At 68.9% G+C, this 13,377-nt stretch carries 12 protein-coding genes; 2 read left to right on the top strand and 10 right to left on the bottom strand.

The window, feature by feature from the left end; all coding sequences use genetic code 11:
• Positions 1-102: 102 nt before the first annotated feature.
• Positions 103-294 (bottom strand): 50S ribosomal protein L28, encoded by a 192-nt coding sequence (gene rpmB / locus MLE43_RS10745; protein WP_243303833.1) that lies wholly within the window; start codon positions 292-294, stop codon positions 103-105.
• A 135-nt stretch (positions 295-429) separates the two neighbouring features.
• Here rpmB and MLE43_RS10740 point away from each other — a divergent pair, with 135 nt between their 5' ends.
• Positions 430-1,254, top strand: coding sequence for a DNA-processing protein DprA (locus MLE43_RS10740; protein ID WP_243303831.1), 825 nt, complete (start codon positions 430-432; stop codon positions 1,252-1,254).
• Here MLE43_RS10740 and MLE43_RS10735 read toward each other — a convergent pair.
• The 9 genes from MLE43_RS10735 to MLE43_RS14905 form a co-directional block, all read right to left on the bottom strand.
• Positions 1,251-1,682: a c-type cytochrome gene (locus tag MLE43_RS10735; RefSeq protein WP_243303828.1), complete on the bottom strand. Its 432-nt coding sequence runs from the start codon at positions 1,680-1,682 to the stop codon at positions 1,251-1,253. The genes MLE43_RS10740 and MLE43_RS10735 overlap by 4 nt on opposite strands.
• Positions 1,679-3,691: a c-type cytochrome gene (locus MLE43_RS10730; protein ID WP_243303825.1), complete on the bottom strand. Its 2,013-nt coding sequence runs from the start codon at positions 3,689-3,691 to the stop codon at positions 1,679-1,681. The genes MLE43_RS10735 and MLE43_RS10730 overlap by 4 nt, the downstream gene beginning before the upstream one ends.
• A gap of 10 nt (positions 3,692-3,701) precedes the next feature.
• Positions 3,702-4,415, bottom strand: a complete 714-nt coding sequence (locus MLE43_RS10725; RefSeq protein WP_243303823.1) for a hypothetical protein — start codon at positions 4,413-4,415, stop codon at positions 3,702-3,704.
• On the bottom strand, positions 4,412-5,182 hold the full coding sequence (locus MLE43_RS10720; protein WP_243303820.1) for a cytochrome b N-terminal domain-containing protein: 771 nt from the start codon (positions 5,180-5,182) through the stop codon (positions 4,412-4,414). Before MLE43_RS10720 ends, MLE43_RS10725 begins: the two co-directional genes overlap by 4 nt.
• The gene (locus tag MLE43_RS10715; RefSeq protein WP_243303818.1) at positions 5,179-5,652 is read right to left on the bottom strand and encodes a QcrA and Rieske domain-containing protein; all 474 of its coding nucleotides are present in this window, start codon (positions 5,650-5,652) and stop codon (positions 5,179-5,181) included. Before MLE43_RS10715 ends, MLE43_RS10720 begins: the two co-directional genes overlap by 4 nt.
• Positions 5,653-5,665: 13 nt before the next feature.
• A complete protein-coding gene (locus tag MLE43_RS10710) occupies positions 5,666-7,495 on the bottom strand; it encodes an FAD-dependent oxidoreductase (protein WP_243303816.1) in 1,830 nt (609 codons plus the stop codon).
• A 4-nt stretch (positions 7,496-7,499) separates the two neighbouring features.
• Positions 7,500-8,078 carry a plastocyanin/azurin family copper-binding protein gene (locus MLE43_RS10705; protein ID WP_243303815.1) on the bottom strand — a complete coding sequence of 193 codons (579 nt, stop codon included), beginning with the start codon at positions 8,076-8,078 and terminating at the stop codon, positions 7,500-7,502.
• Between the two features lie 57 nt (positions 8,079-8,135).
• Positions 8,136-9,626: a hypothetical protein gene (locus MLE43_RS10700; protein WP_243303813.1), complete on the bottom strand. Its 1,491-nt coding sequence runs from the start codon at positions 9,624-9,626 to the stop codon at positions 8,136-8,138.
• A 187-nt stretch (positions 9,627-9,813) separates the two neighbouring features.
• Positions 9,814-10,476, bottom strand: a complete 663-nt coding sequence (locus MLE43_RS14905; RefSeq protein WP_338029080.1) for a helix-turn-helix transcriptional regulator — start codon at positions 10,474-10,476, stop codon at positions 9,814-9,816.
• A gap of 295 nt (positions 10,477-10,771) precedes the next feature.
• Between MLE43_RS14905 and topA the strand changes: the two genes are divergently transcribed.
• Entirely contained in the window at positions 10,772-13,309 is a 2,538-nt protein-coding gene (topA, locus tag MLE43_RS10685) for a type I DNA topoisomerase (RefSeq protein WP_243303810.1), read from the top strand.
• Positions 13,310-13,377: the final 68 nt, after the last annotated feature.

Below are 13,377 nucleotides of genomic sequence, written 5' to 3'. Positions count from 1 at the left end.
GGGGGGTGCGGGCACAGCTGCCTGTGCTCGGTGGCCCCCCCCCCCCCCCCCCCCCGCCCCCGCCCCCCCCCCCGGCCGCCGCTTCAGGATCGTGCCTGGACCTTAGACGGCCTTCAGGACCTTGCCGGCCTGGATGCAGGAGGTGCAGACGCGCAGGCGCTTGGGGGTGCCGCCCACGAGGGCGCGCACGCGCTGGATGTTCGGGTTCCAGCGGCGCTTGGTGACGTTGTTGGAATGGGAGACGTTGTTCCCGAACTGGGGCTTCTTGCCACAGACTTCGCACTGACGGGACATGGGAACCTCACGAGCCAGAAGTGAAAACAGCCAAGAGAACCAGTGTAGCCAAGAACGGAGGGAACGCAAGGGGAAAGCCCTTGCGCTCCACCACTTCAGGTGGCCACGATAGCCACCATCCTACCGGAACACCCCATGGATCTCGCCCTCTGGGCCCTCGCCTTCACCGTGCTGGACTGGCCGGAACGCTGGAAGGCCGAGGCCTGGACGGCCCTCCAGGCCGGGGTCGAGCCCACCCTGACCGCCCTCCAGGCCGACACCCTGGCGCGCCTGGCCGCCGACCGGCCCCGCCGCCGCCAGGAGGCCCTGGATCGGGGGGGCCGCCTGCTCCTGCCGGGGGATCCCGGGGTGGACACCCTCCAGGCGCCCCTGCCCTACCCCGTGGCCCTGTGGGTGCGGGGGACGCTGCCCCCGGAAGGCCGCCGCATCGCCATCGTGGGCAGCCGCCTGGCCAGCCGCCGGGGTCGGGAGCGCACGCGGGCCTGGGCCAGGGCACTCACGGAAGCGGGCGTGGCCGTGATCTCGGGCCTGGCCCGGGGCATCGACGGGGCCGCCCACGCGGGGGCCCTCGAAGCCGGCTCCGGCCTGGCCGCGACCTGGGGCGTCATGGGCTCGGGCCTGGACCACCCCTATCCGCCGGAACACCGCGCTCTCATGGACCGCATGGTGGCGGCCGGAGGCGGAGTCATCACCCCCTTCCCGCCCGAGGCCCCGCCCCGGAAATGGCACTTCCCCCGGCGCAACTGGCTGCTGGCGGCCTGGTCCGACGGCGTCCTGGTCACCGAGGCCCAGCTGCGCTCCGGGTCCCTGATCACCGCCCGCCTCGCCCTGGACCTGGGCAAGGAGCTCTGGGTGGTGCCCGGCTCCGAAGGGCCGGACGCCCTCCTGGAAGAAGGGGCGGCCCACGCCTGCCAGGGCCCGGAGGATGTCCTGGCCGTGCTCCGGGACCTGCCCGGTTAGCCGTCGACCCGCTTCAGGGTCCGGAGGTACCCCACCACCTGGTCGACCTGATCCGGAGAGAGGGTCTTCCCGTAGGGCGGCATCATGGCGGACAGGCCCACGCCCAGCCCGCCCCGCTGGACGGCGTCCTTGAGCTCCGCATCCGTCTTGGCCTTCTGGAAGGCGGGATCCGACAGGTCGCGGGGATGGGGATCGACGTTGAAGGCGTTGAACCCGTCCCCTGCTCCGGTCTCGCCGTGGCAGGTCTGGCAATGGTGCTGGTAGACCCCCTTCCCCAGCCGCAGCTCGTAGGACATGGCCGCTTCGGTCGCCGGAGCCTCTGCGACGGGGGTGGGGGGGACCGCCGGGGCCGCGGCCTGGTCGCGGGAGCAGGCCCCCGCCACCAGCAGGAGGAGGATCGGGCCGAGGGTCTGGAGCCGGGACTTCATCGCGTGCCTCCCCGCTTGGCTTTCGAGGCCGTGGGCGACTTGACGAGCGTGTCGAGGTAGGCCGTCAGCTGGAGCGCACTGGCGTCCGTCAGGCCGTAGTTGGGGCAGCGGACGTCCGCGCGCCACTTCTGGGGGCCCTTGAGCCAGGCGTAGGTCCAGCCCGGCTTCAGGCGGGTGCCGGCCTCCGTGAGGGGTGGCCCGTAGTAGCCGCCGCCGGCGCCGAGGATGTGGCAGGCCCGGCAGCCCAGCGTGTCGTAGAGGCGCTTGCCCTCCACCGGATCCTTGGAGCTGGCGGGCTGGCCCGCGTAGGGGTCCTCCGGGATGCGCGGATCCAGGTAGAAGGTCTCGAAGGCCTGGGCAAGCTGGGTGGCCTCGTCCCTGGTCATCTGGAACACCGGCATGCGGTCGGTGAGGATGGGCCGGATGGTGAAGGACAGCACCAGGTAGTCCACCAGCCAGTCCCGCTTCACCTTGCTGCCCTCCGCCGTCAGGGGCGCAGTGGAGATGTCTCCGCCCCGGTCGCCGATCTGGTGGCAGGACAGGCAGCGGTACTTGTCCATCAGGGCGCCGACGGCCCCGCCCGGCAGCAGGCTCGCCCGCACGGTGGGCACCGAGCGGTAGGGCTGGGGCACCGGCTTGGCGCCCAGGGACAGCAGGGCCGTGACGACCGCCTGTGCCTCCTTGGGGGACAGGGTGAAGGTGGGCATCTTCAGGCCATCCTGGAAGGAGCCGGGCTTCTGGACCTTGGCTTCCAGCCAGGCGGGCAGGGTGTGCGCGATATCCGTCCGCTTGCCGAAGTCCAGCGAGGCGGCCCGCTTGTCGCCGATGCCATCCAAAGGAGGGCCGAACCGGTCCACCGCCGCGCCGGGGGCGTGGCAGGCGTAGCAGCCCTTCTGCCGGAAGAGGACCTTCCCCTTCTCGGCCAGGGTCTGGTTCACATGGAGGGGATCGAGGATCTCCTTCGGGGCGTCGAAGTCCTTGAACTCGGCTTCCATGTAGGCCACGACGTGGCGCTCTTCGTCGGCGGAGAAGTTGAACCGGGGCATGCGGGTCCGCGGGTTGAAGGCGTGGGGATCGCGGAGGAAGGCGAGCAGCCAGCCGGCCGAGGCCCGCGAGGCCACCCTGGAGAGCTCGGGCGCCGAGCCGTTGCCCTTGCCTTCCACCGTGTGGCAGGAGATGCAGCGGGACTCGGCGAAGAGGGCCTTCCCCTTCGCCGCATCGCCGGCCGGTTCCGCCGCGGCCGCCTGGACCCGGTCCGCCAGGGCCCGGGTGGGCGCGAGGCTGAACACATAGTGCGAGAGCTCCTCCACCTCCGAGGCGCTGAGCTGGAACCGGGGCATGGTGGCGTTCGGATCGACGGCCTTGGGATCCTTCAGCCAGCGCCGGAGGGCCTCGGCCCCGGTCTTCAGGGCCACGGCCTCGATGGGCGGGGCCTCCGAGCGGAAGCCCTCGTGGCCCTTCACGGTGTGGCAGGCGTAGCAGCCGTTCCGCTCCAGGGCGGCGCGGCCCAGGGAGAGGGTCGCGGCGCCGGCCACCTGCTCGGAGGTGTGGCAGCGGCCGCAGCCCGACTCGATGAACTTCAGGGGGACCATGGGCGATTCCGCGTCCGCCACTGCGCCGTGCGCATCCTTCTCCAGCGTGGCCAGGCCCTGCCCGCCGTGGCAGGCGGTGCAGCCGAAGCGGCCGGTGTCCTTCGGGGTGTGGTAGCTCGCCGGGTGGAGCCGGAAGGGCTCCGGGGCGCCGGCCATCGAGGCGTCCTGCACGCCCAGGTGGCAGGTGGTGCAGCGGTCCACGCGGTTCTCGAAGTCCGGCAGCCAGATCTGGCGGATGGCCACGGGCTGCTGCTGGTAGGCCTTGGCGGCCTGCAGGCTCTTGGCCCGTGAGGCCCCCAGCCGGGCGAAGGCCCGCTGGAAGCCCCGGTAGGGGCGGAGGGCGTTCTTTAGCGGGGAGACCGCCAGGACCGCCAGGAACAGGATGCTGGTGATGGCGAAGATGCGTCGCAGAGGCACGGGAACTCCGTCAAGCGGGGGGATACATGTTCCAGGGCCAGACGAGCGACCACCCGGGACCACGGAAGAAGGTGCCGATGAGCGTGAGGACCGTGGCCACGAGGATGAACCAGGTCATGATCCACTCCGGCAGGGTGACGCTCACGAGGAACCGGCGCAGGCGCCCCTCCTGGCCGTCCCCGTAGACCGAGAACATGGCGGCCCCGATCAGGAGGGTCGGGACCACGATGGGCCAGCAGGCGAACAGGGCGAAGAACGCGGCGAGGAAGGCGGCGGCCCCGCCCACCCAGAGCCGGGTCCGCGCCTTGTCCCCCGACCAGAGGGGCCGCGCCGACAGGTTGATCTTCGCGTAGGGGATCACCACGAGGGCCACCACCACCAGGCCGGGGAAGACCACGCCGGCGACCACCGGCGGGAAGTAGTGGAGCAGCTCCTGGAGGCCCAGGAAGTACCAAGGCGCCTTGGAAGGATTGGGCGTCTCCAGGGGGTTCGCGATCCCTTCCAGGGGGGCGTTGAAGAGCAGCGCGAGGACGGCGAGGACGATCACCACCACCTGGAAGCAGATCACCTCCCGGAGGATGAGGTTGGGGTAGGTCATCACCCAGCGCTCCTCCACCCGGCGGAGGGTGGCCCGCGCGTCGGGGCGCACCAGGGCCACGCGCTTGGGCACGGCCACCGGGTCGCTGGACTCGACGACCTTCAGGGGGGGCATGGGCTGGCTCATGGTTCCACCTCGTCGTCGGCGGGGGGCTCAGGCGGACCCTGCACGCCGCCGTCCTTCCGCACCCGCCAGATGTGGACGCCCAGGAAGCCGAGGAGCGCCGCAGGCAGAAGCACGCAGTGGAGGACGTAGAAGCGCAGCAGGGCGTTCTCGGAGACGATGTTGCCGCCCAGCATGAGGAACCGGAGGGGCGGCCCGAGGATGGGGGCCTCCTTCGCCATGTTCGTGCCCACGGAAACGCCCCAGAAGGCCAGCTGGTCCCAGGGCAGCAGGTAGCCGGTGTAGGAGAGCAGCAGCGTGACCAGGAGGAGCACCACGCCGATCACCCAGTTGAACTGGCGGGGCGGCCGGTAGGCGCGGTGGTAGAACACCCGCCCCATGTGCAGCAGGGCCCCGAGCACCATGAGGTGCGCGGCCCAGCGGTGGAGGTTGCGGTAGAACACGCCGTTGTCGACGACGAACTTCAGCTCCTTCATGTCCCGGTAGGCCTGGGGGACGGAGGGGTGGTAGTAGAACATCAGCAGGATGCCGGTGGCGATGAGCACCACCAGGGCCGAGACCGTGATCCCGCCCAGCCAGTAGGTGTGGCTGAACTTCAGCGTCTTCTCCCGCACCTTCACCGGGTGGACGTGGAGGAAGAGGTTCTCGAAGATGACCAGCGAGCGGTTGCGGTTCGTCTCCGCCGTGCCGTGGCGGACGATGGAGCGGTACACCGCCGAGCCCCGGATCAGGGTGCCCAGCTGGGAGAAGGAGAAAGCGTTCCCGTTCATACCTTCAGCACCTTTCCGTGGGGGACGACCACACTCGTGTCGACCGTGAGGTTCCCGTCGGTATCCGCCTTCACCTCCAGCCACGGCAGGGCGCGGGGCGCCGGGCCGTGGACCACGCTCCCCTCCGCGTCGAAGCGGCTGCCGTGGCAGGGGCAGGCGATCACGCCCTCGTCCGCGTGGTAGCGGGTGATGCAGCCCAGGTGGGTGCATACGGCGGACAGCGCGAAGACGCCGCCCTGGCCGCCGACGATGTAGGCCCGGTGCTCCTCGTCGAACTTGATGGTGCCCTCCGGGTAGTCCTGGAGGTGGCCCGCCTTGAACTCCGTCGGGGGCTCGAACAGGACCTTCGGTTCCAGGTAGTCGAGCACCGTGAGCCCCACCCCGACCGCGGTCAGGGCGCAGGCGCCCAGGCCCAGCCGGGCCAGGAACTCCCGGCGGGTCTCCTCGCTCGACTTGAGCGGCAATGCCATGCCTTCCCCCGCTTCACGCACTGGCGCGCTCCTTTCCTGCAAAGCTCTGCATCGTGATGGTCCCCACCGGGCAGCGCAGGGCGCACAGGCCGCACCGGATGCAGGTTTCCTCGTCCTTGATGAAGATCGAACCGGCCCGCTCCCCGGCCAGCAGCAGCGGCGCCAGTTCCCGGGCCGAGGCCGGCACCTCGCCCTCGATCAGGGAGGGCACGATCTCGATGCAGTCCTCGGGGCAGATGTCCTGGCAGCCGCCGCAAAGGATGCACTCCGTGCCCTCGTCGGGGTTCTGCTCGAAGATCGTGTTCGTCCAGCAGTGGAGGCAGCGCAGGCCCTCCCGGCGCGCCGACCGCTCGTCGAAGCACTCCTCGACTTCCGCGAAGCCCACCCGGCGGGAGGTCGGCCGCATGGGCGGCTGCTGGCGCGGGATGCCCTCGTAGTCCCAGACGCGCTCGTAGCGCTCCTCCTGCTCGATCTCCACGGTGATCTCGGGCTCGGGGCAGGGCCGGCCCCGCAGGAACTCGTCGATGGATCGCGCCGCGCGCTTGCCGTCGGCCACGGCGCTGATGGCGATGCGCGGGCCGAAGGCCGCGTCGCCGCCGGTGAAGACGCCCGGCGCCGTGGTCGCGAGGGTGTCGGGATCGAAGATGATCCGGCCCTGGGCCGTCTGGATGCCGTCCTCCGGGCGCAGGAACGAGAACTCGCCCGTCTGCCCGATGGCGACGATGACCGTGTCGGCCTCGAGGACCTCCTCCGAGCCTTCGTCGAACTGGGGGGCGAACCGCCCCGTCTCGTCGAACACGCGGGTCACCTTGGAGAAGGCGATGCCGGTGACCGAGCCTCGCTCCCCCACGATCTGCTTGGGCCCCACGCGGTAGCGGAAGCGGATCCCCTCGTGGCGGGCCTCCTCCACTTCCTCCGGGGCGGCCGGCATCTCCTGCTCGGATTCCAGGCAGCAGACCGTGACCTCGCGGCCGCCGAAGCGGACCGCGCTGCGGGCCACGTCCAGGGCCTGGACGATGGACAGGCTGCGCTCCATGTTCGCCTGCTCGCCGCCCCGGGCCGCGGTGCGGGCCACATCGAGGGCCACGTTGCCGCCACCGACGACCACGACCTTCCGGCCCATGTCGACCTTGTAGCCCAGGTTCAGGTTCAGCAGGTAGTCGATGCCCTTCAGCACGCCGTCCAGCTCGATGCCCGGCGTCCGCAGGTCGCGGCTCTGCATGGCCCCCACACCCAGGAAGATGGACCGGTAACCCTGGGCCTTCAGGTCCGCCAGCGTGAAGTCCCTGCCCAGCCGGGTGTTGGTTTTCAGCTCCACGCCCAGCGAGAGGATGGCGTTCACCTCGAGCTGGATGAGCGCCCGGGGCAGGCGGTACTCGGGCACGCCCAGCCGCAGCATGCCCCCGGCCACGGGCGCCGCTTCGAAGATGGTCACCGGATAGCCCAGGAGGGCCAGGTCGTGGGCGCAGGCCAGGCCCGCGGGGCCCGAGCCGATGACGGCCACCTTCTCGGCGTAGCGGTCCGTGCGGTGGCCGTAGATCTCGGCCAGCACGGAGAAGTCCATCATGCTTTCGACGCCGAACTTCTCCGTCACGAAGCGCTTCATGGCGCGGATGGCGATGGGGGCGTCGAGCTCGCCCCGGCGGCACACCGCCTCGCAGGGGGCCGCGCAGATCCGCCCGCAGATGGAGGCGAGCGGATTCGGGCGGCGGGCGACCGCGTAGGCCTCCCGGTACTTCCCCTGCGCGATCAGCGTCACGTACTTGCCCGCCTCGGTATGGACCGGGCACGCCCACTTGCAGGGGAAGTTCCGTTCAAGCCATTCCTGGCTGACGTCGGCCAAGGAGCTACCTCGCGATCTCGAAATCGGCCTGCGTGCTGCCCGCGACCTTGACGGCCTTCTGCGCCGCCTTCAGCTTCGGGTGCCAGACCTTCACGGTGAACTGGCCATCGGGGACGTTCTTGATCTCGTAGCTGCCATCCGCCTTGGTGACGGCGTAGTACGGGGTGGGCACGGCCACGACGAAGCCTTCCATCTCGGGATGGACCTTGCAGAGCAGCGTCGCCTGGCACTCGTTCTTGAAGGTGTAGCTGCGGGACTGCCCCTGGGGCCAGGTGCCCAGGTTGAACTTGCTGCAGCAGGTATCGGGGGAGAAGACGTTGTGCAGCACGGCGTCGTCGTTGTGGAAGTCGACCGTGGTGCCCACCTGCACGGGGAGCACATGCGGGATGAAGACCAGGTTCTTCTGGTCGACCACGGCGTGCTTGGCGGGGGCGGGGAAGGTCTTGCCGGGGATAGCGTCCAGGTAGACCACGGCGTCCGCGTTGTTGCGCACGCCCTTGCAGGCGACTTTCCCGTGGAGGTCGCCGGCGGGGAGCGAGCCCGCCACGCCGAGGGCCAGGATGGTGCAGAGTGCGAGTTTCATCGGAGGACTCCTGTCATGCAGAGGCAGGGGGCGCCGGGGCGCCCCCTGCGAAGGGGATTAGAAGGCGGCGCGGATGATGGTGTTGATGGCCTTGTTGCTGCCGACTCCGGCCTGGTCCGACTTCTGGTACTCGAGCATGAACTTCACGTTGGCCGCGGCCAGGTAGGTGAAGTTGAAGTTGGAGACCTTCAGGGGCTGGACGGTGGTGTCGCCGGGCGTGAGCTTCTCGAAGCGGGCGGAGAGGTGGAAGGGCGGCGCGATCACGTAGTCCGCCTGGACGAAGCCGGCCCTGTAGGTGCGGTCGTTCGTGCTCACCACGGTGAGGTTGTCGGCGGTCCGGAGCTCCAGGGTGTCCCGGCCGTCCAGGTAGACGCCGAACACGTTCAGGTCCATCCAGGTCCAGGAGGCGTAGACGCCGCCGCGCGTGTAGCTCGTGTCCTGCATGTGGAAGGGGTTGGTCCCGTCCACGGGGTCGATGACCGGGCCGTTGATGTCCCCGGCCAGGAAGTCGACGCTGGTGGCGTTGCCCTTCAGGCCGAACACGCCCACGCGGAAGGAGTTCTCGCGCCAGTTCTCGGGCGGCAGCTGCACGCCTTCCGTGTCGCCGTCCAGGCCCATGCCGCCGAACTTGTAGTCCATCCGGAGGTAGACGTCCTTGTGGGTGCTGTTGTTGTAGTTCCCGTTGGGGGAGCCGGTCGTGCCGAGGGCATTGGCGCCGCTGACCGGCGTGTTCGCCCCGGGGCTGATCTTGCTCATGATCCCGAAGGTGTAGAAGAAGCGGTGGCTGAGGACGCCGTAGGCCTCGATGGCGCGGGCCCGCGCGGGCAGGGACACGACGCCGGCCGCGTCATCCAGGATGCCCACGCCGCCGCGGTAGCCCACGGGGTTGTAGTTGAACATCGAGTCCACGCCGTTGTCGGTCATGATCCACATTTCCTGGAACCCGTCGTAGAGGTTCGGCGCGAACTTCCCGATGCGGACGTTGAAGGCGTGCTCGGGCCCGAGGATGGAATCGAAGTCCAGGCGGGCGTGCTCGATCTCCGTTCCGGCGCTGCCGTCGGAGTTCTCGGCGTGGGTCAGCTCGGCCATGAAGCTCAGGTGCTCGCCCAGGGTGCCCGCCGCGAAGAGGTTCACCTCCTGGGGGAACTGGAAGTCGTTGTGGACGACCGTCTTGTTGCCGGAGGCGTCCGTGGCGGCGTTGTAGACGCTCGCCATCTTCACGTTCACGGCCAGGGGGGCGTTGCCCGGCAGCTCGTTGGGCCACACGGCCGCCGGCCACACGCGCTTGTAGGCCTCGGACCCGAGCGAGACGGGCTTCTGCTTGATCTGCTCCTCGGTCTCCTTGGGCATCCGGTAGCCGTTCAGGCGGAAGGCCTCACCGAAGGCGTTGAGCTTGGGGAACACCGTGTGGCAGGTCACGCAGGAGGTCTGGTACTTCCGCGCGAAGATGGGGAAGGCGCGGGCGGGCGTGACCAGACCCAGGACGAGGCCCACCAGCAGGGCGAGCCCGCCGAGGGGGCGGAACGGATGTCGAAGGACATGGCGCATGGGGGGTGCTCCTTGGGATGGGTTTCAGCCCCAAGGAATACGACTGGCCACCGGCCCCCACCATCAAGCGCCTGCATCATTCTGTGTGGGGAGAATGCATCACGGGTGTGTCACGGATGCGATCATGCCGATTTTAATAAATAAAATAATTAAAGTTATATTTCAAGGCTCCGAGGGCCATCCCGCTTCAGACGATCCCCTTCTGGAAGGCGAAGGCCACCGCCTCGGCCTTGGAGTGCACCTCCAGCTTGTCGAGGATCTTCTGGGTGTGGTTCCGCACGGTCAGGGCCGAGATGTGGAGGAAGTCCGCGATCTCGGGGGTGGTCCGCCCCGCGGCGATGAGGCCCAGGATCTCCACTTCCCGCTGGCTGAGCCGGCGGGCCCGGGCATCCGGCGACTCGCGGGCGTTCTGCGCAGCCGGCCGGGGCGTCGCGCCCGGCTCGGCCCCTGCGGCGGGCGCGGCCGCCGGCTTCAGGATGTGCATCAGGTAGAAGTGGTGGGGCGGCGGGATCGTCAGCTGGAGGATGACCACCTCGGCCAGGACCAGGTGCCGGTCCTTCGCCATGAAGCGGAGGTCGAAGTGCCGGACCACCTCCCCCCGGCCCGCCATGCCCACCAGGGGGCAGTTCTCGCTGCAGTAGCGGTTGCCCCAGCCGTCGCACCCGCCCATCAGCTCCGCGCAGCAGGCGCCCACGGCTTCCTGGGCCGTGTAGCCCAGCAGGGCCTCCGCGCTGTGGTTCCAGGCCGCGATGTGGTTGTGGCGGTCCGTGATGAACACGGGGTCGGGGGAATCATCCACCGTCGCCAGGATGGGGCGCAGGGCCTCGGGCAGATGGGAGGCCGCGCTCACCGGAGCTCCCCCGATCCCCGGCGGGCGGCGACAGGCTGGCCTGGAACTCGACTCATGGGATCCGCTCCGTGGTCCCGGAGGGCCAGTGATGAAGAAAATGCGTCGTATTCTCCGCAGCACAACGAGGACCTGTCCACAGAAATTTCACATGTATTTGTATAAACAAGATTTTAAGATCCGCGCCATTGCTGCCTTCCTCCGGTTTTTACCAGGGGGGTTCGCGGGGGCCCGCCCCGCCGGCACTTGACAAACCTCCGCCCCCAGGTCCCATCCTTAGCCCCCTAGGAGTTCCACCGTGGCCAGGAAGCCCAAGCAAGCCGAAGCAAGTGCGTCAAGCCCCGTCGCTGAACCCTCGGCGAAGGGCCAGAAGCTCGTGATCGTCGAGAGCCCGTCGAAGGCGAAGACCATCACCAAGTACCTGGGCAAGGGGTACAAGGTCATGGCCTCCGTGGGCCACATCCGGGATCTGCCGCGCAAGCTGGGCGTGGACATCGAGAACGGCTTCCAGGAGGAATACGAGATCAGCCCGGCCAAGGAGAAGGTGGTCCGGGAGCTGCGCACCGCCGCCAAGTCCGCCTCCGAGATCGTGCTCGCCACCGACCCCGACCGCGAGGGGGAGGCCATCAGCTGGCACCTGCTGGAGGCCATCAAGCCGCCCAAGAGCCTGCCCGTGAGCCGGGTCCTCTTCAACGAGATCACCCCGGCGGGCATCCAGAAGGCCATGGCCGCGCCCACGGTCATTAATAAGAAGCTGGTGGACGCCCAGCGGGCCCGCCGCGTGCTGGACCGCCTGGTGGGCTACAAGGTGAGCCAGGTGCTCTGGGACAAGGTGCGCCGGGGCCTCTCGGCCGGCCGCGTCCAGAGCGTGGCCGTGCGCATCATCGTGGACCGCGAGAAGGAGATCCAGGCCTTCAACCCCGTCGAATACTGGGTGCTCAAGGCCAAGTTCGCCGCCAAGCTGCCGCCCAGCTTCTGGATGAAGCTGGTGAAGGTGGGCGGCGAGGCCCTGCAGCTGGGCAACAAGGAGACCAAGCGCCGGGTGGCCGATGCCGCCCAGGCCAAGGACCTGAAGGCGAAGCTGGAGAAGGCCGCGTACAAGGTCACCGGCCTCGAGACGAAGGAGAAGAAGCGGAACCCCGCCGCCCCCTTCACCACCGCCAAGCTCCAGCAGGAGTCGGCCCAGAAGCTGAAGATGAGCGTGAGCCGCACCATGCAGAACGCCCAGCGCCTGTATGAGGGCGTGGACTTCGGCGAGGGCCCCGTGGGCCTCATCACCTACATGAGAACGGATTCGCCCCGCATGGCCCCCGAGGCCGTGGAGGCCACGCGCGAGCTCATCGCCAAGAAGTACGGCAAGGAATACCTGCCCGCCAAGGCCCGCGTCTACACGGGCAAGGCCGGGGCGCAGGACGCCCACGAGGCCATCCGCCCCACGGACGTCGCCCGCACGCCCGAGAGCCTGCGCGGGCACCTGGAGCCCGACCAGTTCCGCCTCTACGCCCTCATCTGGCGGCGGACCATGGCCTCGCAGATGGAGGCCGCGCGCTTCGACGAGACCGTGGTGCAGACCGAGGCCGAAGTGGGCAAGGAGACCGCCCTGTTCGAGGCCAAGGGCGAGATCGAGCGCTTCCCCGGCTGGCTGGCGGTCTACCGCGCCGAGAAGACCGAGACCGAGGCCGAGTCCATCGCCGACGCCACCAAGGGCGACGAGGAGGACGAGGACGAGGCCCTGCTGCCGGCCCTCAAGCTGGGCGAGGCCCTGAAGCTGGAGCAGCTCGACGCCGACCAGCAGTACACCAAGCCCCCCGCCCGCTTCAACGAAGCCACGCTGGTGAAGGAGCTGGAAGAGGACGGCATCGGCCGCCCCTCCACCTACGCCAGCATCATCAGCACCATCCAGGACCGCGACTATGTGAAGAAGCACGAGGGCCGCTTCAAGCCCACGGAGCTGGGCATGGTGGTCACCGAGCTGCTCATCCAGGGCTTCCCGCGGCTGCTGGACAGCAAGTACACCTCGGGCATGGAGGGCAACCTCGACCTCATCGAGGACGGCAAACTCACCTTCAAGAAGGCCATGACCGACTTCTACGGCCCCTTCGAGATGGCCCTGGCCGCCGCCGGCACGGACATGCAGAACCTGAAGGCCGGCGTGCCCACGGGCGAGAAGTGCCCCAAGTGCGGCGACCGGAAGAAGCACCCGGGCGTGCTGCTCAAGCGCATCGGCCGCAACGGGCTCTTCGTGGGCTGCACCAACTACAGCGCCGAAGCCGAGAAGGACAAGTGCGACTACACGGCGGACCTCGAGAAGATGGAGGAGCCCGAGGACGCGCCGGAGTGCCCGCTCTGCGGCACCACGCCCATGAACCTGCGCAAGGGCCAGTGGGGCCCCTTCTGGGCCTGCCCCAACTACCCCAAGTGCAAGGGCATCGTGAAGGCCGATCCCAAGGGCATCCCCGTGCCACCGGACGAGCCCATCGGCGAGAAGTGCCCCAACTGCGGCAAGGACTTCGTGAAGCGCCACGGCCGCTACGGCGAGTTCATCTGCTGCATCGACTACCCCACCTGCAAGACGGTGAAGAAGGAGATCCTCGCCGTGCCCTGCCCCAAGTGCGGCGGCGGCCTCAGCCCCCGCAAGACCCGCTTCGGCAAGGTCTTCTACGGCTGCACCAACTACCCCAAGTGCGACTTCACCGCCTGGGACAAGCCCGTCCCCGTCACCTGCCCCGCCTGCAAGAACCCCAGCATGGGCGAGAAGACCCGCAAGCCCCGGGGCAAGGATCCCATCCAGGTACTGCTCTGCCCCAAGTGCGGGCATGAAGAGCCGATGGGATGACGACCTGGTGGGCTCCCAGAATGCGAGAAGATCACCCCAGTCTAGATTGAAATATTTCGAATGAAATT

Source organism: Geothrix oryzisoli (assembly GCF_022808865.1).
Classification (GTDB): Bacteria; Acidobacteriota; Holophagae; order Holophagales; family Holophagaceae; genus Geothrix; species Geothrix oryzisoli.
Note: the sequence above shows the minus strand (reverse complement) of the source record. Positions and strands in the feature narration are given on the sequence as shown.

Coding starts and splice junctions, on each gene's coding strand:
- MLE43_RS10720 (WP_243303820.1), bottom strand. CDS start 5,182: ATGAACGGGAACGCTTTCTCCTTCTCCCAGCTGGGCACCCTGATCCGG.
- MLE43_RS10715 (WP_243303818.1), bottom strand. CDS start 5,652: ATGGCATTGCCGCTCAAGTCGAGCGAGGAGACCCGCCGGGAGTTCCTG.
- MLE43_RS10725 (WP_243303823.1), bottom strand. CDS start 4,415: ATGAGCCAGCCCATGCCCCCCCTGAAGGTCGTCGAGTCCAGCGACCCG.
- MLE43_RS10700 (WP_243303813.1), bottom strand. CDS start 9,626: ATGCGCCATGTCCTTCGACATCCGTTCCGCCCCCTCGGCGGGCTCGCC.
- MLE43_RS10705 (WP_243303815.1), bottom strand. CDS start 8,078: ATGAAACTCGCACTCTGCACCATCCTGGCCCTCGGCGTGGCGGGCTCG.
- rpmB (WP_243303833.1), bottom strand. CDS start 294: ATGTCCCGTCAGTGCGAAGTCTGTGGCAAGAAGCCCCAGTTCGGGAAC.
- MLE43_RS10735 (WP_243303828.1), bottom strand. CDS start 1,682: ATGAAGTCCCGGCTCCAGACCCTCGGCCCGATCCTCCTCCTGCTGGTG.
- MLE43_RS10740 (WP_243303831.1), top strand. CDS start 430: ATGGATCTCGCCCTCTGGGCCCTCGCCTTCACCGTGCTGGACTGGCCG.